The sequence below is a fragment of the Bifidobacterium sp. LH_416 genome (assembly GCF_056357055.1).
On the sequence record NZ_JBKEVJ010000004.1, the window covers coordinates 184583 to 206258 of the forward strand.

Consider the following 21676-nt stretch of genomic DNA (forward strand, 5'->3'; position numbering starts at 1 on the left):
TGCGCTACTGGGGAAGTAACTTTGCGACGCATTCCGGTGATTGCGTCGCAAAGAAAAGGCGGGAAGCAACCGGGAAGCAACTTAGTGCACTAGGCTGCCAACAAGCCAGCCTAAAGTTACGCAGATAATCGGCACCACAATCGTGGTAAGCAAATAGAACGTTGCCATGCCGAAATGACGATTACGAAACAGGGAAACCATTTCGTTAATCGCAGTGGAGAACGTGGAAAAGCCGCCAAGGAATCCAGTCACAAAGAGCAAATACGTTGATTCCGGCACAACTTGCTGTGCATATGCGGCAGCAGCCAACCCTGCACAGAAAGTGGCGATTACATTGATTACAAATGTGGAAAGCGGGAACAGTCGCTTCCACATCTGCTGAATCGACGTGTTCAACACAAAACGAGCAGTGGCTCCGAGGCCACCGCACATGCAGACGAACAGAAAAGTCATCAGTGAGCCTCCCCTGTGGTGAGGTCGCCAGTAAGAGGAATCTCATCGGTGATCGGCGCCGGTTCAAAGGAAGGTTCCGCCATCGAGGCAATCGGAGCAGAAGAAGCTGCAATAGTACTGGATGCTGCTGTGTTTGGTAACGCAGCAGCATGCGCAGTCTGTCCAGAAGAAGAAATTGGCCCAGATTCGCTAGTTGATGCGTCATCAATAGTGCTATTGCCATGAGCAGAAGTACCGTTGCCGGCATCGCGGCCGTCAGCTGTATCGGAACCGCCGACTAGCACTGTTTCACCAACTGTCACATGCCGAACTGCTCCACCTTGAGATTGCTGGCGTTGTAAAGCTTCCGCCGCAAATCGGCCTGTTTTATGCGCTGTCAACATAAGTCCAAGCTGCGCACCACAGGCTGCCATCAACAAGCCTCCAGCAAAGCTGAATAGCAGGTAGAAGATTGCGCCCATTGTATGGCTGACTTGCAGGGAAGTCAGCTCCTCGATTGCCAGAGCAGACAGTGTGGAGAATCCGCCGCACATGCCCATACCCAAGCCGCGGGAAGTGAGCTGGCGTACACGCTTGCGAATCCAGATGGCTTGCGAAAGGTAAGAGGTAAGACCTGCAAAAATGAAGCAGGCCAGCATATTGGCGATGAACGTAGGCAGATGGAATGAATGCCAGAAACCGGCTGGCTGAGCGGTGGCGGGTATAAGAAAACTCAGGCCATAACGCATGGCTGTACCGAGTGTACCGCCGAGAAACACCACGAGATACACCATGCCGTCGGCAAGCGGGTTGAATCGCGCCTGAACCTTTTTGATAGGTGCAAGTGGAATCTTTGGCGGACGTGCGGCCGCAGCAGCACCCTGAGGCTCCGGAGTGGATTGCGCACGCACTTGTGCTGCGGAGATTTCTATAGTGCTAGGCTGCGGCTCGTTGCCGGCGAAATCACCGGCAACGTCAACACTGGCATTATTCGCGGAATCGGACATAAGCCACGTTCTCAGTCAAATAGACGAGTAATCAGCCGAATCGACTCAGTCAATCAGCGAATGCACGGAAATGATGTGATCGCGCTGAGGACCAGTGCCAATGGCGGAGATACGGCAGTTGCTGAGCTCCTCAAGACGCTTCACATAGTCCTGGCAAGTAGCAGGCAGCTCGTCGAATGCGTGGCAGCCGGAGATGTCTTCATCCCAGCCTGGCATGGTCTCGTAGATCGGCTTGGCGGCGGCGAATGCGGCCTGATCGGTCGGCATATCGTCGTAACGCTCGCCGTCCACGTCGTACGCCACGCAGATCGGGATTTCCTTCAAGCCGGTGAGCACGTCGAGCTTGGTGAGCACGATGTCGGTCAGGCCATTGACCTGGGAAGCGTAACGGTTCACCACGGCATCGAACCAGCCGCAGCGACGCGGGCGGCCAGTGGTCACGCCGAATTCGTGACCCTGCTGACGCAGCCATTCGCCGGACTCGTCAAACAGCTCAGTGGGGAATGGGCCCTCGCCCACGCGGGTCACATACGCCTTGGAGACGCCGATCACGCGAGTGATCTTAGTGGGGCCAACGCCGGTACCGGTGCAAGCGCCGCCAGCAGTAGGGTTGGAGGAGGTGACGAACGGATAGGTGCCGTGGTCCACGTCCAGCATGGTGGCCTGAGCGCCCTCGAACAGCACGGTCTTGCCTTCATCGAGTGCCTTGTTCAGAATCAGACCAGTGTTGGCCACGTACGGCTTCAGACGCTCACCGAGCTTCAGCAGCTCTTCGGTGGTCTGGTCCACGTCAATCGGGCGACGGTTGTACAGCTTGACCAGCATCTGATTCTTCTGGTGCAGGCTGGCCTCCACCTTATCGTGCAGATGCTTCTCATTGAACAGATCGTGCACGCGAATGCCAACGCGGTTGATCTTATCCGCATAAGCCGGGCCAATACCACGGCCAGTGGTGCCGATCTTGTGCTTGCCGAGGAAGCGCTCGGTCACCTTATCAAGCGTGCGATGGTAGGGGGCAATAATGTGTGCGGCTTCGCTCACCTTCAGGTGAGAGCAGTCAATGCCGCGAGCCTCAAGGCCATCAATCTCCTCAAACAGCACTTCCGGATCGACCACCACGCCGTTGCCGATCACCGGAGTCAGGTTCGGGTTGATAATGCCGGAAGGCAGCAGGTGCAGTGCGTAGGATTCGTTGCCGACCACCACGCTATGGCCTGCATTATTACCGCCGTTGAAGCGAGCGACGTAATCGACTTTGGTGCCGATCAGATCGGTTGCCTTGCCTTTACCTTCATCGCCCCACTGGGCACCAATCAGAACAATTCCAGGCATGCTTTGCCTCCCCGCTCGCGCAATGCTGATACGTTGCTTATACGTTTTCGCCGGGTCAAGATTACCTTACGGCCTCTACTCGTGGAAAGGCCGGTCTCACGTTATTTCTGTGTAACGAATCGGGCAGACGGTAACGCAAGAGAAACCTCAGCGCAACGGCGCGCGCTGATTGCTCGCCTAGGTTGAAAACCAATCCAGAGAGGACAGTTATATGACAGCCGTAACTTCATCAGTGCGGCGTCATCGACTGGGATTATTGCTGTTACCCGCAATTTTCGCCCTATTGATGGCGCTCAGTATCACTATGCCAAGTCGCGCGTTTGCGGCTGAGGCCGTTTCCACATGTAATCCAACCGCGACGAACGGATGCGTCAACGGCATCCTGCAAGACGCGAACAAACAACCCATCGCCAACGTTGAGCTGAAGCTTTCCGGTAAGGAATCAGCCACCACCACTACCGATGCGCAAGGTAACTGGGCGTTCTCGGTGTCCGCAGACGGCAAATACACCGTCACGATGGACGAGTCGGTGGCCAAGCAATACGGCCTGAAAGCCGCCAGCGCACAAGTTGAAATCGAAAAGAACAGTTTCGATAAGGCTCGCCAAGTAGTCCGATTCGATAAGCCGGCGCCTGCGTCGTCTGATTCCAGTGCCAGCTCAGGTTCCAGTTCTGCAAATGGTTCCGCGGGCAGCTCAGGCTCGAGCTCCAGTTCCAGTTCCAGCGACTCCGCAACCGGCGCCAACGGTTCCGCAGCCGGCGCAAACATCGGCAAACGCGTCTGGCAGCAGTTGTTCTCCGGCATTATTTTCGGCCTGATGCTCGGCTTGATGAGCGTCGGCATGAACCTGGTGTACGGCACTACGGGCCTGAGCTCCTTCTCCCACGGCGAGCAGGTGTCGCTCGGCGGTCTGATGGCCTATGTGGGCACGCAGATTCTGCACTGGCCACTGATTCCGTCCGCCATCTTCGCCGTACTGATCGGCGCGCTCACCGGATGGATTCAAAACGAGCTCATCTGGGCGCCGCTACGCCGCAAATGCGTGGGAACCATGCAGCAGATGATTGTGACCATCGGCCTTTCGATGGCGTTGCAGTACACGTTCCAGTTCTTCTTCGGCGGCGAAATCATGGGCATCACCAAGTCCGTGCCCGCCAGCTTCAATCTGGGCCCGGTCACCACGGATATGCCGACGCTGACTTCCGCTGGCATCGCCATCGTGGTGATTATCGGAGTGAGCTTCTTCCTGTACCGCACACGCCTCGGCCGCGCCACGCGAGCTGTGTCCGACAATGCCGCGCTCGCTGCGGCGTCCGGCATCAATGTGGAGCAGGTGGTGCGCATCGTATGGATTCTCTCCTGCGGCATGGCGGCACTGTCCGGCGTGCTGCTGGGCATCTATTTGAACGGTATCTCATGGAATACCGGCGCAACCCTACTGCTGCTGATGTTCGCGGCAGTCACCCTCGGCGGTCTCGGCACTGCGAACGGCGCGCTCGTCGGCTCCCTGATCATCGGCATCGTGGCGGATATGAGCTCGCTCATCATCCCCAATGACATGCGCTACGCCAGCGCGCTGGCAATTCTTATCATCGTCCTGCTGATTCGTCCGCAGGGCATCTTCGGCAAGCAGCAAAGGGTGGGCTGAGCCATGGATTTTGTAACTATTATTTCCGATACGCTGGGCGAGCTGATTGCCCCGACTACTGCGGCCTATGTGCTGGCCGCAATCGGCCTCAATATTCATTTCGGCATGACAGGTCTGATGAACATGGGCCAGGCGGGATTCATGCTGCTGGGCGCGTATGGATTCGCGGTCACTCAGTCGATGGGCGCGAATCTGTTCGCCTCAGTGTGCGCGGCAATTGCACTCGCGGTGATTTACGCGCTGCTGCTGGGTATTCCAACGCTCAAACTTGGGCCGGATTATCTGGCCATGGTGACTTTGGCGGCTGCTGAAATCATCCGTATTATCGGGCGTTCAACAGCCATGACGAAGATCACAGGCGGCTCTGCAGGCATCTCCCCGCAGGACTTCACCACCCAGTTTGAGGGCACGTCGCCGCTGCCCAATGGAGCCACAACGTTCCTGCTATGGACGTACAACAACAACATTGCGAACTCCTGGTGGTTGCGCATTGTGGCTTGGGTGCTTGTGGCGATTGCCGCGCTTCTGTGCTGGCGCTGGTTCCATTCGCCGTGGGGGCGCGTGCTGAAGGGTATTCGTGAGGATGAGAACGCGATTCGCTCGCTGGGTAAGAACGTCACCACCTATAAAATGCAGGCGCTGATTCTGGGCGGTATTTTCGGTGCGCTCGGCGGCATTATTTTCGTGCTGCCGCGCTCGGTGCAGCCTGATTCGCTCGGCCGCGCAGTGACGTTCTACACATGGACGATTCTGCTGCTCGGCGGTGCGGCCACGATTTTCGGCCCGATTCTGGGCTCCTGCCTGCTGTGGGTGCTGCTCACGTTCGTCAAGGAAGTGATGCGCGGCGCTATCCCAGACACGTTGATTTCCTCGAACCAAGTGGAGTCGCTGGGCTGGGTGATTGTGGGCGTGGCCCTGATGTGCCTCGTGATATTCAGACCGCAAGGCCTCTTGGGAGACCGAAAGGAGTTGGCGTTCAATGCGTGACGTACATGAGACTAAGCCTGAAGGAAAGACTGAAACAACTCGGGAAGCGAAGCCATTCCAGGACCTTGCCAAATGGGCTACCAAAGCGCCCGAAGGTGAGACGCTCATCTCCACGGCGTATAAGGACAAGGTTTCTGAAGACTTGAAGTTCGTGGACAATACGCCCGGCGTGCATAAGCCCGATCCGATTCTGGTGGCGGACCATGTGACCCGCAAATTCGGCGGCATGACCGCAGTGGACGTGAATCATTTCGAAATCGAACGCCACGGCATCACTGCGCTCATTGGCCCGAACGGTGCCGGCAAAACCACGTTCTTCAACCTGATGACCGGCTTCGATACGCCGAACACTGGAGACTGGCGCTTCGACGGGCGGGACATGGCCCATATGCAGCCTGAAAAAGTGGCGCGCATGGGCATGGTCCGCACTTTCCAGCTCACCAAAGTCATGAGTCGACTGACTGTGCTCGACAACATGCTGCTCGGTGCTCCCGTGCAGCCTGGCGAAGGTATGTTCCGCTCGCTGATTCCAGGACTGTGGCGCAAGCAGGAGCAGGAAAACATCGAAAAGGCTGAGGCTCTGCTCGAACGATTCCTGCTCATCAAAAAGAAGGATGATTTCGCCGGATCGCTTTCCGGCGGTCAACGCAAACTGCTGGAAATGGCGCGCGCTCTGATGCGCGATCCCAAGCTCGTCATGCTCGACGAGCCAATGGCAGGCGTGAACCCGGCCCTGAAGCAATCATTGCTGGACCACATCATGTCGTTGCGCGAAGAAGGCACCACTGTGCTGTTCGTCGAACACGACATCAACATGGTTCGCCATATCGCCGACTGGGTCACCGTTATGGCCGAAGGCAAAATCGTGGCCGAAGGGCAGCCCAAGAGCGTGATGAACGATCCCGCGGTCATCGACGCCTACCTCGGAGCCCACGCCAACATCGACCTCGGTGACGACGCCGTGCTCGACCTCAAAGAAAGCGAGGAGCACTGATGACTGATATCGAAGTTGCTACGCCAGACACCCGCCCGCGCTCGGAAATTCACGTTGGAGAACCGGCCGGCGAACCACTGCTCGATGCCGTGGATTTAGTCGCCGGCTATCTGCCCGGCGTTAACATTCTGAACGGTGCATCACTCACCCTGCACGAAGGCGAAATCGTCGGTATCATCGGCCCCAACGGAGCCGGTAAATCCACATTGCTCAAATCACTGTTCGGCTTAGTGCACATCCACTCCGGCAAGTTGATTCTCAAAGGCAACGACATCACCAACCTGAGAGCTGACAAACTCGTCTCACTCGGTGTGGGATTCGTTCCTCAAACCGAGAACGTCTTCCCCTCCTTGACCATCGCCGAAAACCTGCACATGGGCGCCTACCAAGCCCCCAAAAAGTTCAGCGAACGATTCGACTACGTCTGCTCCATCTTCCCCAAACTGGCGCAACGCAAAGACCAGCTCGCCGGCTCACTCTCCGGCGGTGAACGGCAGATGGTCGCCATGGCCCGCGCCCTTATGATGAACCCGTCTGTGCTGCTACTCGACGAGCCCTCAGCTGGACTCTCCCCAATGCTCCAGGATGAGACCTTCATCCGCGTCCGCCAAGTCAACAAAGCCGGCGTCTCCGTCATCATCGTCGAGCAAAACGCTCGCCGCTGCCTGCAAATCTGCGACCGCGGCTACGTTCTCGACCAAGGCCGCAACGCCTACTCCGGCCGCGGCCGCGATTTGCTGGAAGACCCAAAGGTGATATCGCTGTATCTGGGCAACCTGGAAGAAGAAGTACAAGAAGAAAACAGATGACGGAGCGTATACGCCCTTTCCTCAGCACTCGACGTGCTTAAGCACGCCTTCGGCTTCGGATGGGCGTCTCCGCACGCGTCATCTGCCTTCTTACAGAAGGCCGTTTTCGGCTCCCTCTGACGAGGGAGCTGGCTCGCGTAAGCGAGACTGAGGGAGAGATCAACCTTGGCGCAAGCATGCCCAAAATCACCCTCAAAACCGCATGTTTCCAACAGTTTTCGGGCTTCATCAGCTGGTTACATGCGAACAATCTGCACGAAGCAACCAGCGCTTAGGCTCAGCCACAAGATTCGAGAGCAAGAGGTTACACGCTATCTGATTCTGCTCATCAATAACAACAACAAATCACTGTGCAGCAGCAGATCGCATCTCTCACCAATCTCAATCGAAAAAACCACTGCCCGAAAGGGAATAGAGAGGATAGGTGGCTTTTATGAACAAGAACATCAAGAAAACGTCGATGGCAATCATTGCAGCCACAGCGGCTGCAGTCATGGCGCTCGCCGGCTGCGGTTCGAGCGGCTCGACATCCGGCGATTCCAGCGCCTCCGCCAAGAAGACCGATACCTTCGTATTGGGCGGACTGTGGCCGGAAACCGGCTCTCTCGCTTATCTGGCACCGCCTGAGCTCGCCGCCGAAAAGCTCGCGGTCTCCGACATCAACGCCGCCGGCGGCGTGCTTGGCAAAGACGTCACCACCGTGGATGCCGATACTTCTGACGCCGATCATGCCGATCAGAACTCGTCCGCAACCCAGTCTGTGATGAGCAAGAACCCGTCGTTCGTGATTGGCCCGGCCTCCAGTTCCGTGGTGAAGAACGTGTATAAGACCATCACCTCAGCTAATGTGCCGATGCTATCCATGGGTGCCACCAGCTCCGACTTCTCCGGTCTGAGCCCGTACTTCTTCCGTACCGTGCCGCCGGATTCCGTGCAGGGCGCGGTCCTTGGCCAGGTCATCGCGCAGGATGGCGTCAAGAATCTTGCGGTTGCGGTCTTTAACGATGAATACGGCACTGGTTTGCGCGACACCATCGTCAAAACCGTTGAAGGCGCAGGCGTGAACGTGGTGTACGGCGCCAACGATGCGTTCGACCCGACCGAAACGAACTTCTCCTCGATCGTCACCGCAATCAAGGCCTCCAACCCGGACGCCATCGCCATCGTGGCCTTCGATCAGACCAAGGCATTGGTTAAGGAGCTCGCATCCCAAGGCGTTGACACTCACAAGCTGTACTTCGTTGATGGCAACACCGCCGACTATTCCAAGGATCTTGACGCCGGTCTGCTGGAAGGTGCCAAGGGCACCATCCCAGGTGTGATGGCTTCCGATGATTTCCAGAAGAAGCTTGTCAAGGCGTACGGCAAGGATATTTCCACCTTCACCTATGGCGCTGAAACCTACGACGGCATCATTCTCGCGGCGTTGGCCGCACAGAAGGGCGGTTCTGCGGACGGCGTGACCATCCAGAAGAACATGGCCGCGGTCTCCGGTGCGAACGGTGGTACCGAATGCACCACGTACAAGGATTGCCTCGCCGCGCTGAAGTCCGGTAAGGAAATCAAGTACAAGGGTCTGACCGGCATCGGTCCATTCAACAAGAACAACGATCCGAGCTCCGCGAACATCGGCGTCTACGTGTTCGATGGCAGCAACGTGCCGAAGTTCGACCATACGCAGGAAGGCAAGGTCCCGACCGCCTGATCGTTGCGCTGATTGTTGAACTGATTCCCGGTTTGAGTTAGCTGTTTTACCGGCAGCATGCTAGGCCTCCGCACGTTTGCGGAGGCCTTTTCATATGTTGCGGGGGCCTTTCCCGTATGTTGCGGGCTGCAGTGTTGCGAGGTGCCTCAGAGCTGCATTCCCCGAATTGCGTCGCTGATGGGGCTGTGTGGTGCCGCATTCCGGTGATTGCGTCGCAAAGTGGGTTCTTTGGCGCTGCATTCCCCGAATTGCGTCGCTCAGGAGGCTGGAATGGCCCGTTTCGCGTCGCATTTTCCGGAATGTGTTGCGGGACGGTTGATTTTACGTCGCATTTTCCGGAATGAGGCGGGAAGAGGTGATTAGAGGGGAGGGATAACGATGTCGAACCGGTTCGACACTCCGAGTGAATTGCCATCCGGTTTGTTGCGACGATAGTATCGAACCGGTTCGATACAAAAGGCGCGAGCACCGAACAAAGCCTGAGCCCAGGTGGGACACAATCTCGTAGGGCAACGGTTTCGCAGACTCAGCGGTACAGAGTCTCACCTGTTCGGCGCATAGCCCCCGACACAACACAGGAGTTGCAGTGAAGAACAAAGTCCAACTCATTACTTACGCAGATCGCCTTGGAGACGGCACTATCGCCAGCATGACCGACATTCTGCGCACGCGCTTCAGCGGTATCTACGATGGTGTGCACATCCTGCCTTTCTTCACCCCGTTCGATGGAGCGGACGCTGGCTTCGATCCCATCGACCACACCAAAGTTGATTCACGTCTCGGCTCTTGGGATGACGTTGCCGAGCTTTCCAAAACCCACAACATCATGGTTGACGCCATCGTGAACCACATGAGCTGGGAATCTGCCCAATTCCAAGATGTGCTCAAGAACGGCGAGGAATCCGAGTATTATCCGATGTTCCTCACCATGAGCTCCGTATTCCCGAACGGTGCCACCGAGGAAGACCTGGCTGGCATCTATCGCCCACGCCCGGGCCTGCCGTTCACTCACTACAAGTTCGCTGGCAAGACCCGCCTGGTGTGGGTCAGCTTCACCCCGCAGCAAGTGGACATTGATACCGACTCCGACAAGGGTTGGGAGTACCTGATGTCCATCTTCGATCAGATGGCCGCCAGCCACGTAAGCTACATCCGTCTTGACGCAGTCGGCTATGGTGCCAAGGAAGCCGGCACCAGCTGCTTCATGACGCCCAAGACCTTCAAGCTCATCTCCCGCTTGCGCGAAGAAGGCGTCAAGCGCGGCCTCGAAATCCTGATCGAGGTGCATAGCTACTACAAGAAGCAGGTGGAAATCGCCTCCAAGGTGGACCGTGTCTACGATTTCGCGCTGCCGCCACTGCTCCTGCACTCGCTGTTCACCGGTCATGTTGAGCCGGTTGCACACTGGACTGAAATCCGCCCGAACAACGCCGTCACCGTGCTCGATACGCACGACGGCATCGGCGTGATCGACATCGGTTCCGACCAGCTCGACCGCAGCCTCAAGGGTCTCGTGCCGGATGAGGACGTGGACAATCTGGTCAACACCATCCACGCCAATACGCACGGCGAATCTCAGGCTGCCACCGGTGCTGCTGCATCCAACTTGGATCTGTACCAGGTCAACAGCACGTACTATTCCGCGCTCGGTTGCAACGATCAGCACTACATCGCCGCTCGCGCCGTGCAGTTCTTCCTGCCGGGCGTGCCACAGGTGTACTACGTGGGTGCGCTCGCCGGTAAGAATGATATGGAACTGCTGCGCAAGACCAACAATGGCCGCGATATCAATCGCCACTATTACTCCACTGCCGAAATTGACGAAAACCTCGCTCGCTCGGTAGTCAAGGCGCTGAACGCTCTGGCCAAGTTCCGCAATGAACTGCCTGCGTTCGATGGTGAGTTTAGCTATGAGGTTGATGGTGATACGTCCATTACCTTCCGCTGGGCGGCTGCCGATGGCAAGACCAGCGCTGCGCTGACATTCGAGCCCGGTCGCGGACTTGGGGTTGATAATACGGCGCCGGTCGCAAGCCTGACTTGGACGGATGCTGCCGGTGATCATGAAACTGCCGATTTGCTCAGCAATCCGCCGGTTGTGAGCCTCGACTGATTTCATGATTGTGGGGTGCGCTGTGCTCATCATGCTTCCGAGCACAGCCGGAATGTAGCGTTGCGCGGTCTCTCTTGCGCTGCATTCCTGTAATTGCGTCGCAAAGAGTGTGTTCCACGGTAGGTTTCACGACGCAATTCCGGGAAAGTGGCGCTGGACGGGGTGTCTCGCGACGCATTTCCCGGAATGTGCTGCGATCGGTATGTTCCAGGTATGTTCTGCGCCTTATTCCGGGAAATGCGTCGGTGGGAAGGCCTGAATGCTTGATTTCGCGCCGCATTTCGAGGAATGTGGCGCCAGAGAGTCCGTTTTGCAGCGCATTCCCCGGAATGTGGTGCAGGGGGCTCACTTGGCGTCGCATTTCCCGGAATGCGGCGGAAAAAGAACCGCCGTGCACCATTCCGGAACGCATTCCCGTGATTACGTCGCTTGGTGGAACGCGTTGCGTGGCGCAATCCCGGGAATGAGGCACTGCATAAACCGCTACCGTCCGACCGCAACTTATCCACATTTGTTGTGCTTAACACGCGAATAATCGGCATTATGTGGATAAGTCGGCCACCGACTGCGCAAATCATCACATTTGCGCACAAAAATAAGCTCTTAAATCCATCAGGTTCGGCCAGCTATACACACAACCGAAAGCTAGAACCACATAGGTCGTTTTCCTTCAATTGTTGGGCGGAAATCAGTTACGCTCGCATCCATGAATAAGCATCCGCGAACTGAAAGACTCCTTGCTTGGGCTGAGCAGCGGCACATGTGCGTCTGGCCGCTTGACCGAGCTGACTATCACCCTCTGCAGCGCCGTGTGCAGTCAGGCGAGCTTGTCATGCCATTCCCGCGATTCTACATTCGCACTGCTCTGTGGGAGCGACTGCCGTACGCCGAACGGATTATGTATGTGCTGCGAACTGCAAGCGCGAAAGATCGCGAATTGACGGTTTGTGGCATTTCGGCGGCGGCAGCTTTGGGCTACACTTCCACTTACTATCAGCAACGCTACATTCATACGGTTGCGCGCAAACAGTCTGAAGCGGGCCGGCATGGGCAGTATATTGCGCACTATATTCCTGATGCGGAGAGCATTATGTCCAATGGTGTACGCACGACCAATCCCATGCGCACCATGTTCGATTGTGCAAGATCACTGGATTTTTCGACTGGGATGGCAATCTGCACTATGGGCTTGCGGCTGACTGGCAGCACGGTGCAGAGTTTGCAGTCATACTGTGCCGATATGAAGAAAAAGCGTGGATTGCCGCGCGCTCGGTACGTTGCGCAAAATGTTGACCCCGCCTGCACGAATGGCGGAGAGGCAATTGCCTATGCGGCCGGGCTTGAGCTGGGTTTCGCTAAGCCGGAATGCCAGAGGAAATTTATCAATCCGATTGATGGGAATCCGATTTTTGTTGACTTTACTTGGACGCTAGAGGACGGGTCTCTTGTTGTCGGCGAATTGGATGGTCGAGAGAAATACGAGAATCCTGCAATGACGGGAGGTTCTGATGCGGTCGCTGTTACTTTGCGAGAGAAGGAGAGGGAGTCTGGAATTACGCTGAGGGGGATACCTGTAGTGCGTTTTCAGATGTCGCATGTGCGCAACCGACTGCAACTGGAACAGCGGCTTCTCGCCGCGGGTGTGCCGCAGCCTAACAAAGGTATGCCGACGCCGTTCACTGGTTTTGTTTGTAACGAATATTGATGAGTTGATGCTCGCTATGCTGTGCTGCATTCCGGGAAATGCGGCACAGTGGGCACTTTTGCATTTTTCGCTGCGCGACGCATTGCGGGGAATGTAGTACGAATGCGGCAGTTCTGCGCTGCATTCCTGTGATTGCGTCGCGTGGGGTGTATTTCACGGTAGGTTTCACGTCGCATTTTGAGGAATGTAGTGTTGGGCGGGGTGTTCTGCGGCGCATTTCAGGGAATGTAGTGAGGATGGTGTCGTTCTGCGCTGCATTCCGGTGATTGCGTCGCTGAGAAGGTCGGGGTGGCTCGTTTTGCGATGCATTCCCCAAATTGCGTCGCCATGGGGTGTGCTGTGCGTCGCATTTCCGGGAATGTGCCGGTGAGAGGGGTGGGGTGGCCTGTTTTGTGATGCATTCTGCGGAATGCGTCGTGAGTGGGCCTTCTGTGCCGCATTCCTGTGATTGCGTCGCGGGTATGGCCGTTTTGTGCTGCATTCCGGGTATTGCGTCGTAAGGGGTGGGTTTCACGGTAGGTTTCACGTCGCATTTCCGGGAATGCGGCGTTGGGAGGGGTGTTTTGCGGCGCATTCCGGGGAATGCGTGAGGGGTTTGTGAGTGGCTATGGGAGAGCTGTGTGGGTGTTCATGTCTCGAACCGGTTCGACACGCCGATGTGATTAGGTCAAACGATTGACTCCGAGGTATTATCGAACCGGTTCGATGCAGACGACATACGAGTCAACGCAGGAGTTGCACCAACAGACCTTTTAGGTCAGAGACACCGAAAAGTCTCGCCCATCGGAGCTCCCGCAGTTCGCACCACGGTTGCCGCCTTCCGCGATCCGCATAACTACAGACGTCATCGAAGAGTCCTGTAAAACCCACCAGCACAGGGAAGAGAACCATGGAAAACACCATCGAAACGGCAGCAGCGCCAAACGCAGAAGCTGCAGCCGCTGTCAATTCTAACGAGCTTGACAGCTACGGCCGTCGCCCGTCCGTCGTAGACGTATTCCGTCTTGGCGCAGGCTTTACCATCAGCCTTATCATCACCGGCATCGTTTGGGTGTCGCTGTCCTCCATCCTCGTGCCGCAGCTCGTGGATCAGATTGCTCCCGGCCAGCGTGAGGCCTTCATCGGTACCATCAACTCCGTTGGTTCCGTGGTGGCTCTGTTCGCCAACATCATCTTCGGTACCTTCTCTGATCTGACCCGCTCCAAGTGGGGCAAGCGTACGCTGTGGATCATCAGCGGTGGCATTCTCTGCGGCGCTTGCGTGGCCGGCCTGCTCGTCACCAAGTCTCTGCCGCTCATTCTGCTGCTGTGGTGCGGCATGCAGCTGTTCTACAACTGGATGAACGCTCCGTTCGTCGCCACCCTGTCCGACCGCGTGCCGGATAAGTTCCGTGGTTCCGTCTCCTCCTTCATGGGCGCCGGTGGCGTGCTCGGCCAGACCGCAGGTTCCCTGGTCGGCTCCCTGCTCATCAGCAACATTGATCTCGGCTTCACCATTGGTGCTCTGGGCTTCGCCCTCGTCGGCATCATTGTGGTCGGCATCTGGCCTCGCGAGCCCTCCAACGTGGACGAAGAGCGCGAGCCTATCAGCGTGAAGATGGTGCTCAAGGCCTTCATCCCGCCGCACGGCAAGGGTTCCCGCAACTTCTACTACGCTCTGTTCGGCCGCATGATGATGGTCGCCGGCTACCAGATGATTAATGGCTACCTGCTCTACGTGGTCAAGTACTACACCTTCTCCGACTCCGGTTACAACGCCGAACAGCTCAAGACCGCAGCCGCTGGCGTAATCGCTACCATGTCCGTGATCACCATGGTCGTCTCCCTGATCGCAGCCCTCGTCTCCGGCCCGATCTCCGATAAGCTCGGCATGCGTAAGGTTCCGGTTGCTGGCGCTAGCGTCCTGTTCGCCATCGGTGCTGCAATGCCGTGGATCTTCCACAACGCATGGGGCATGTACCTGTTCGCTGCCATCGCCGGCTTCGGCTACGGCGTCTACAACGCCATCGACCAGGCCCTGAACGTCTCCATTCTGCCGAACCCGAAGGAGGCCGGTAAGGATCTGGGCGTGCTCAACATGGCCAACACCCTGTCCACCGTGCTCGGCTCCCTGCTCACCTCCGGCGTGGTTATGGCTACCGGTGGCAACTACGGCCTGGTGTTCCCGGTGTGCATCGTGGTGGTGCTGATCGCAGCCTTCCTCATCATGCGCATCAAGGGCGTCAAGTAATCCGTCGCTGCTTCGGCGGCGAATAAGCAAGCTTCTTTCCGAAGAATTCCCTAAGCAATCGGCTCGCCTCGTTCCCAAAAGGAACCGAAGCGAGCCGATTTTTATTGGCTATTGCTGTGGCTGTGGCTATTGCTGTGACTGTAGCCTTTGCTGTTGTTGTGGGTAGGATTATTCACTTTGGCGGCGCCAGCCCTGAGACCGAGGATATTGGGAGTCAATTCAACGCCATCAAGCGTTAGCGTCAGAACTGATGCTTTATAGCATCTCCGTCAAGACAGCCAGCTTCGGGATCGTACCAGACCGAGTATATGGTGTACCCGTACTCGTCGTCGATGCGCACCTTGACGGCACCCCCCTCGGCAAGGGTAGCGCGCTTTGCACGGCTTAGCTTTTCGCCCATGAACTCGTCGGGCATGTCCATGAAGCTATATCGCGCGAGGCGTCCTTTTTCCTGGTCCCAGTAGACGATGGCAATCGCAGCATTGGAGTTGTCGTAGAACACCGCCGGCTGACCGCGTTCGATGAGAGTGTACGTGTTGAGCTGTTTCGTCGAAAAGCCCATGTAATGGGAGGGGAATTCCTTGGAGAACGTGATATGCCCCGTTTTCGGGTCGCGCAACACGTCAGCGTCTATATCCGCCAAGTAGATGGTCTCGCCCGCATCCAGCTGTTGGAACTCTTCGTCGGTGAGCACATGTCCGGCGAAATCGCGGCGGAACAGCTCGCTGGTCTTCCTGTTCCAGGACAACACTTGCTTGTGCGGTTTGCCGTCCTTGCCTGTCACCTGGATGGTCACGTCGTCGCCAACCGCCAGGTGAAGCCGTTCGGAGTATGTCAAAGGCCTGCCACGGTATTCCAATGGCACATCCACATTGCGCAGCCGACCGGTCTCCGGGTCGAAACGCAGGTCAACGTCATTTCTTCTACCGCGTTGCCGGTAGAAAGGATCGGGGTCGAGCAGTCCTTTGAATGTTATCTTCCTACCTGCCGCCAGCTTCTGCCGTTCGACGGGGGAGAGGGGAGCTCCGCGGAAGTGAGTGGGCACTCCTTTGTAGAACTCCAGCTTGCCGGCTTCCTGATTCCAGACGATGTCGGCGTCGTACGGCTTGCCTTTCTTGCTGACCAGCCCGCTCACGTAGACGATCATGTTGTTGGCGAGGGCGCCGCGTTGCCCCTCGTCCAGCGGGACACCGTGGAAGTGGGTGGGTATGCCTTTGAAGAACTCCACGCGTCCGGTCTGTCGGTTCAAGATGATGTCTGCGGCGTAAAGGTTGCCTGCCTTGGAGACCAAGCCGGTCAAGTACAGCACATAGCCGGCCTGCAACAGTTGCCGCTCCTGCGGCGTGAACGTGTGTCCGAATGCCTGCGCGGGTACCTCCACCGGCTGCTGTGGCTGCTGCTGAGACGCACTAGCACTGGCCTGGGTCTGCTGGGGCCGTTGCGGAACAGCGATTTTAATCAGGGGCGGGGTGCGTGTCTGGGATTGCTGTTGGGATTGTGCCTGGGGCTGCTGCTGTGCGGGTGACTGAAGAGGGTCAGAGGATGTCATGGTGACTCCTTAGTCGTGATTGACATACTACTTCATTCACCAGCATAGGCGGGTGATGGGCAGGGAGCGGCATACGCGATCAATATGCCACCGGGGTACCGGGGCGCCGGGGCGCCGGGATAGGGCCGGCGTAAACTAAACGCATGAAAAAGTAAGCCGCTCGCAATGCACTGAGGCAAAGTGCGTGCGGGCGGTTTTGCGTTGTGCGAGAGAACGAGAGAAAGAGCGAACCATGCTGGAACCATATAAGCGTCCGGGAATTGATGATCGCCCGGATCTTGATAAGGCACTCAGCCCTGAAGATAAGGCTGCAGTAGCCCGCCTGGCTATTAAAAACCGTCGCCGCCCGCCAGAAGCTTCCGCGGATCAGCCGGAAGCGCAGGCCGTTCGCCTTGTGGCATCCAGCACTGCCACCGCAGTCGCCGCTGCAGCCAGCGTGGATGCTCCCGCCCCGGATATGTCATCCGCATACCTCGACATGCGAGACCCCATGGTGGCAGCCAACGGTGAGAAGCCTAATGCGAAGACTGTCAGCCGCCTCAACTGGGGCTTCTTCGTTGCTGCAATCCTTGTCGTCGCACCATGGGTGGCGCTCAACTCGGTCGCCCTGCCCAATGCGGTGGCCCGACTCTTCCATTACGACACCGCTGTGCTGCAAGTCACCATCAATCCGGTAACCGGCCGCCCCTTCCCCGTGGCCACCGAGCTGGCCATGCCGCTCGCCGTATTGGTCATCGTCGGCGTTGTAGCCGCGGCACTGTTCACCCCGCTGGTTTCCGCACTGTCTGACCGCACGCGCACGCCGCTCGGCCGCCGCACTCCATGGATGGTGGCCGGCGGACTGTTGTGCGCGCTGTTCACCCTGATTTTGGGCCAAGACACCAGCATTGTGGTCATGTGCTTCTTATGGGCGCTTATGCAGTTCGCATATGCCATGCTGTCCGCGCCATTGGCCAGCGCCATCAGCGAACGTGTGCCAGACAAGTTCCGCCCGCGCATCGAACGCTGGCATGGCATTGGTGTGATGTTGGCTCAGGCACTTGGCGTATTAGTGGGTGCCTTCGGCGTGATGTTTGACTCTTATTCGCCATTCATTTATACGGCTGTACTATTTGCGATTTCCGGCATTGCTTCGGTGCTGATTCTGCCGCGCGAACCTTCCAGCACTGAACAACCTCGCCAACAGTTCAACGGCAGCCAGGTACTGGATCAGCTGCGCCCTCCAACTGGCGCACCAGCCTTTGCGCGCGTATTCGCCGCCCGCGCTTGCATGATGACCGGTGTCGGCCTGACCAGCGTCTTCCTCTGGTATCTTGTGCACTTCTGGGTGTACGGCAAAGCCGTGCAACTCACCTCCGCGCCGCTGACCATTCCGGCCGGCTTCCTGATTTGCGCCATGGCCATCGCAACCCTGATTGGCGCTGCGCTCGCATCATGGTCGGCAGCCCCCATTTCTGAAGCAATTGAAGCCCGCGGCATTCGCACGTCTGTTGTAGTGGCCGCCGCATGCCTGACCTATGCTGTTGGCCTTGGCCTCGCTTGGGGGCTTGGCGTATGGTCCACTGGCACAGCGCGCGAAAACGGCATGATTCTGTTCGCGCTGATTTCCGGATTCGCATTCGGTATTTATGATGCGCTTGGTCTGGAGCTGGTAATGGATGCGCTGCCCGACCCGCGCAATGCCGGCCATGACCTTGGCGTCTATGCGCTCGCCAACTCCGCTGGGCTGGGGCTTGCCGCGATTATCGGTGCGTTGCTGGTCAATGCGTTCGCGCACTCGTTCGGATACTATCTGCTCTTCCCAGCCGGTATTGTCATGGTGCTGCTCGCTGGCATCGTAACACTGCTGGGCGCAGAAAAAATCGAAGAAATCAGCGAATAATACTCGGCAGTAAAACCGGTTCGAGTACACTGGTCTCCAGTGCGAATATGCGGGGGTGTGCAGCAGATGCACGCCCCCGTTTGCGTATCGTGTGGGATACCAGCAATGATGCGCATCTCAAGGGCAGACGAACCGATGGAGGCGAGAACATATGGTTGGCATGCGTGACGTAGCCAAACAGGCAGGAGTGTCGGTAAGCACGGTCTCTCTGGTGGTTAATAATGCCGGCTACGTTTCGGACGACATGCGCGCCAAAGTCGAAGCGGCCATGCAGTCGCTCAACTACATTCCCAACGAACTGGCCCGCAACCTGTACCGCAATCGTACAAATACCATCGGCGTTATCGTGCCGACTATTCTGCATCCATTTTTTGCCACCCTCACCGCGCATTTGCAGCGCGAATTCGCTTCGCGCGGTCTCAAAACATTGCTCTGCTCTACTGCCGACGCTGCCACTGGCGAAAGCGAATACGTGAACATGTTGCAGCGGCACATGATGGACGGCATTATTATGGCCGCGCACACCGAGCATCAGCCTGATTACTGGACGTCGATTCACCGCCCAATCGTGGCCTTCGATCGTATTCTTGGAGCCGGTGTGCCGGCCGTGCACTCCGATCATGAGACAGGTGGCCGCATCATCGCGCGGCAGCTGATTGATTCCGGTGCGCGTCACGTAGTCCTCGTCGGTGGCCCGCGCTCGCAGTTCACCAAAAGCACGACGTTCCTCACGGTTCGCTATCACCTCACTGTGGAGCAGATGCTGGCTGACGCGGGCATTGCCTGCGATTATGTGGAAGCAGGTTCCGTGACTGATGTGGTAGCTCATGAAGCTACTGCTGCCGCGATTTTCGAACGATATCCTGACGTCGATGCCATAGTCGGTTCTGATGTGGTGGCTGCGGTCGCGCTGCAGGAAGCCGAGCGCCGCGGTATCGATGTGCCGGGCAGTCTGCAAATTATTGCGTACGATGGCACGATGGCTGCCGAACTGGCAGGAAAGCGACTGACTGTTGTGCGGCAGGATTTTCCCGCGATTGCAGCGGCACTGGCCGATCAGATGGATCAGCAGATTGAGGCTGCGAACAAGCCGGCAGGTAAGTCTGCAAGTAAACAATCTGATGGTGCAGTCCAGGCTGAAAGGACTGAGGATTCCGCCGATTCTGCTGATTCTGTTGATTCTGGGCAGTTGGGAATAGTCATTCCTGTGACCTTCGTGCCCGGCGAAACTACTCGCTAGCCTGCAGTTTTGTGATGGGATACCCCTCAGTCGGCTTCGCCGCCAGCTCCCCTGGCAAGGGGAGCCATACAAAGCGACGATATCCAATTACGCCTGTCCACAATGTGAACCTTTGCTGGATTGGCGAGCAAAGCGAACCTATCTTAACTTTCCAGTTCGGGTCAAACGGACCCGTGAAATACCGAAAGGAGGCCACGCGATGACTGGATTCAATGCTTCTGCGTTTGTATCCGCACGAATTATTAGCCCGTCTTCGCTGGCGGACTAATTCGGCATGATGCTTGAAGCCCCGCCAACGAAGGCAGGGCCAATCAAGCTGACACAATCGGTAAGGCCCTGCAAGTTGCGGGGCTTTTTTGTTGCGCTCACAAGGCTTACAGCAAACCCCGCGAGACGGGAACAGCAAGCAATACAAGCAACAACATAAGCCACGTAACACAATGTGGAGCACAGTGTGAAACACATTGTGAAACGATCGCCCCGCAAGTTGGGTTGTTTATGCAGGGCGAAAACCAACAGGAGCAATAATGACTGCAGCTCTCGAAGAGAACGGTCTGGAACAGGCGGCTGGCGTGGCCAGCGCGGCAGCGGGCAAAGCGGCTGCCATGGTTCGTGATTCGGTCAAGACCGTAATCGCTGCCTCGATGGTCGGCACTGCCATCGAATTCTATGATTTCTACGCTTACGGTACTGCCGCGGCAAACTACTTCCCGCACATCTTCTTCTCTGACAAGGCCAACCCAACCGTGGCCCTGCTGATGAGCCTTTTGACATTCGCCATCGCCTTCATCGCCCGTCCGCTGGGCTCGCTGGTCTTCGGTCACTTCGGTGATCGTATGGGCCGCAAGACCACGCTGGTTGTTTCCCTGATGACCATGGGCGTTGGCACCTTCCTGATCGGCTGCCTGCCGACCTACGATCAGGCTGGCGTGTTCGCAGTCGCCATCCTCTGCCTCCTGCGCTTCGTGCAGGGCATCGGCCTGGGTGGTGAATGGTCTGGCGCAGCACTGGTCGCCACCGAGAACGCACCTGAAAACAAGCGTGCACTGTACGGCTCCTTCCCGGAGCTCGGCGCGCCGATCGGATTTTTCCTGTCCAACGGCACCTACTTCGTGCTGGAATCCTTCAACGATCAGGACGCCATGCTGTCCTGGGGTTGGCGCGTGCCGTTCCTGCTCTCCGCAGTACTGGTGATCATCGGCCTGGTGGTCCGCGTTCATATGGAGGAGACCCCGATCTTCCGTATGGCTCAGGAGCAGAAGAAGGTTGTGAAGTCCCCGCTGACCGAGGTCTTCCGCAAGTCTTGGCGTCAGGTGCTGCAGGCTACCTTCCTTGTGGCTGTGACTTACACGCTGTTCTACACGCTCGCTACTTGGTCCCTCGCGTGGGGCACCAAGGATGTTGCGGACGGCGGCGGCAACCTGGGCTTCACCAACCAGGAATACCTGCTCATGCTCATGATCTCCATCTGCGTGTTCGCCCTGTTCATCGTGCTGTCTTGCCTGTACGCGGATAAGATCGGTCGCCGTCGCGTGCTGACCTTCTCTTCCTGCGCACTCGTGGTCTTCGCTCTGCTGTTCCCGTTCCTGCTGGACGGTCAGCTCGTGGGCCAGAAGAACTTCGCCGCCAACTTGGCCTTCCTGTGCATCGGCTTCGCGCTGATGGGCATCGCCTTCGGTCCGATCGGTGCCTTCCTGCCTGAACTGTTCGACGCCAACGTGCGCTACTCCGGCTCCGGCATCGGCTACAACCTGGCCGCCATCGTTGGTGCTGCCTTCGTGCCGACCATCGCCACATGGCTGTCCCACAACTGGGGCGTCCACTCCGTAGGCCTCTACCTCGGCGTGATGGCCGTGTGCTGCCTGGTCGCCGTGATGACCTGCCGTGAGACAAAGGACGTGGACTTTACCAAGTAAAGTCCACGGCTGGTTTCCGGCTTCGCGATTGCCTATAAGTTGCAATCGCTCACTTCGCCTACGAAAGCCCACTGGGCTTTCGCTTAACGGCTCAGCACGGACGTTGATTTCACGAAGTAGCCGCTTC

At 57.5% G+C, this 21676-nt stretch carries 15 protein-coding genes; 11 read left to right on the top strand and 4 right to left on the bottom strand.

Translation table 11 applies throughout. From position 1 onward, the window contains the following. Positions 1-81 precede the first annotated feature (81 nt). Genes AC1AY0_RS09085 through AC1AY0_RS09095 form a run of 3 tightly spaced genes read right to left on the bottom strand, consistent with a single transcriptional unit; the run spans position 82 to position 2771 of the window. Positions 82-453, bottom strand: coding sequence for a fluoride efflux transporter FluC (locus tag AC1AY0_RS09085; protein ID WP_165781991.1), 372 nt, complete (start codon positions 451-453; stop codon positions 82-84). Continuing rightward, positions 453-1439 carry a fluoride efflux transporter FluC gene (locus tag AC1AY0_RS09090; protein ID WP_101626490.1) on the bottom strand — a complete coding sequence of 329 codons (987 nt, stop codon included), beginning with the start codon at positions 1437-1439 and terminating at the stop codon, positions 453-455. The genes AC1AY0_RS09085 and AC1AY0_RS09090 overlap by 1 nt, the downstream gene beginning before the upstream one ends. Before the next feature lie 45 nt (positions 1440-1484). Continuing rightward, positions 1485-2771, bottom strand: coding sequence for an adenylosuccinate synthase (locus AC1AY0_RS09095; RefSeq protein ID WP_101626491.1), 1287 nt, complete (start codon positions 2769-2771; stop codon positions 1485-1487). Between the two features lie 211 nt (positions 2772-2982). Between AC1AY0_RS09095 and AC1AY0_RS09100 the strand changes: the two genes are divergently transcribed. The 8 genes from AC1AY0_RS09100 to AC1AY0_RS09135 all read left to right on the top strand — a co-directional run bounded on the left by AC1AY0_RS09100 (position 2983) and on the right by AC1AY0_RS09135 (position 14962). Further along, positions 2983-4419: an ABC transporter permease subunit gene (locus AC1AY0_RS09100; RefSeq protein WP_476526270.1), complete on the top strand. Its 1437-nt coding sequence runs from the start codon at positions 2983-2985 to the stop codon at positions 4417-4419. 3 nt (positions 4420-4422) lie between these two features. Then, positions 4423-5406 carry a branched-chain amino acid ABC transporter permease gene (locus AC1AY0_RS09105; RefSeq protein WP_101626493.1) on the top strand — a complete coding sequence of 328 codons (984 nt, stop codon included), beginning with the start codon at positions 4423-4425 and terminating at the stop codon, positions 5404-5406. Next, entirely contained in the window at positions 5399-6400 is a 1002-nt protein-coding gene (locus AC1AY0_RS09110; protein WP_476523029.1) for an ABC transporter ATP-binding protein, read from the top strand. Before AC1AY0_RS09105 ends, AC1AY0_RS09110 begins: the two co-directional genes overlap by 8 nt. After that, positions 6400-7209 (top strand): ABC transporter ATP-binding protein, encoded by an 810-nt coding sequence (locus AC1AY0_RS09115; protein WP_476523028.1) that lies wholly within the window; start codon positions 6400-6402, stop codon positions 7207-7209. Before AC1AY0_RS09110 ends, AC1AY0_RS09115 begins: the two co-directional genes overlap by 1 nt. Before the next feature lie 433 nt (positions 7210-7642). After that, positions 7643-8914: an ABC transporter substrate-binding protein gene (locus tag AC1AY0_RS09120; protein ID WP_476526273.1), complete on the top strand. Its 1272-nt coding sequence runs from the start codon at positions 7643-7645 to the stop codon at positions 8912-8914. Between the two features lie 586 nt (positions 8915-9500). Then, positions 9501-11027, top strand: a complete 1527-nt coding sequence (gene gtfA / locus AC1AY0_RS09125) for a sucrose phosphorylase (RefSeq protein ID WP_476526275.1) — start codon at positions 9501-9503, stop codon at positions 11025-11027. A gap of 706 nt (positions 11028-11733) precedes the next feature. Beyond that, the gene (locus tag AC1AY0_RS09130) at positions 11734-12732 is read left to right on the top strand and encodes a hypothetical protein (RefSeq protein ID WP_476526276.1); all 999 of its coding nucleotides are present in this window, start codon (positions 11734-11736) and stop codon (positions 12730-12732) included. Positions 12733-13621: 889 nt separating this feature from the next. Continuing rightward, complete coding sequence (locus AC1AY0_RS09135) at positions 13622-14962, top strand: MFS transporter (RefSeq protein ID WP_101626498.1); 1341 nt, start codon at positions 13622-13624, stop codon at positions 14960-14962. A 241-nt stretch (positions 14963-15203) separates the two neighbouring features. On the opposite strand, the gene AC1AY0_RS09140 is transcribed toward AC1AY0_RS09135, so the two are convergent. Next, complete coding sequence (locus AC1AY0_RS09140; protein WP_101626499.1) at positions 15204-16511, bottom strand: DUF3945 domain-containing protein; 1308 nt, start codon at positions 16509-16511, stop codon at positions 15204-15206. Between the two features lie 232 nt (positions 16512-16743). Here AC1AY0_RS09140 and AC1AY0_RS09145 point away from each other — a divergent pair, with 232 nt between their 5' ends. The 3 genes from AC1AY0_RS09145 (at position 16744) to AC1AY0_RS09155 (ending at position 21549) form a co-directional block, all read left to right on the top strand. Then, a complete protein-coding gene (locus AC1AY0_RS09145; protein WP_476526278.1) occupies positions 16744-18393 on the top strand; it encodes an MFS transporter in 1650 nt (549 codons plus the stop codon). A 151-nt stretch (positions 18394-18544) separates the two neighbouring features. Beyond that, complete coding sequence (locus tag AC1AY0_RS09150; protein ID WP_101626501.1) at positions 18545-19633, top strand: LacI family DNA-binding transcriptional regulator; 1089 nt, start codon at positions 18545-18547, stop codon at positions 19631-19633. 527 nt (positions 19634-20160) lie between these two features. Further along, positions 20161-21549, top strand: coding sequence for an MFS transporter (locus AC1AY0_RS09155; RefSeq protein WP_165781993.1), 1389 nt, complete (start codon positions 20161-20163; stop codon positions 21547-21549). Positions 21550-21676: the final 127 nt, after the last annotated feature.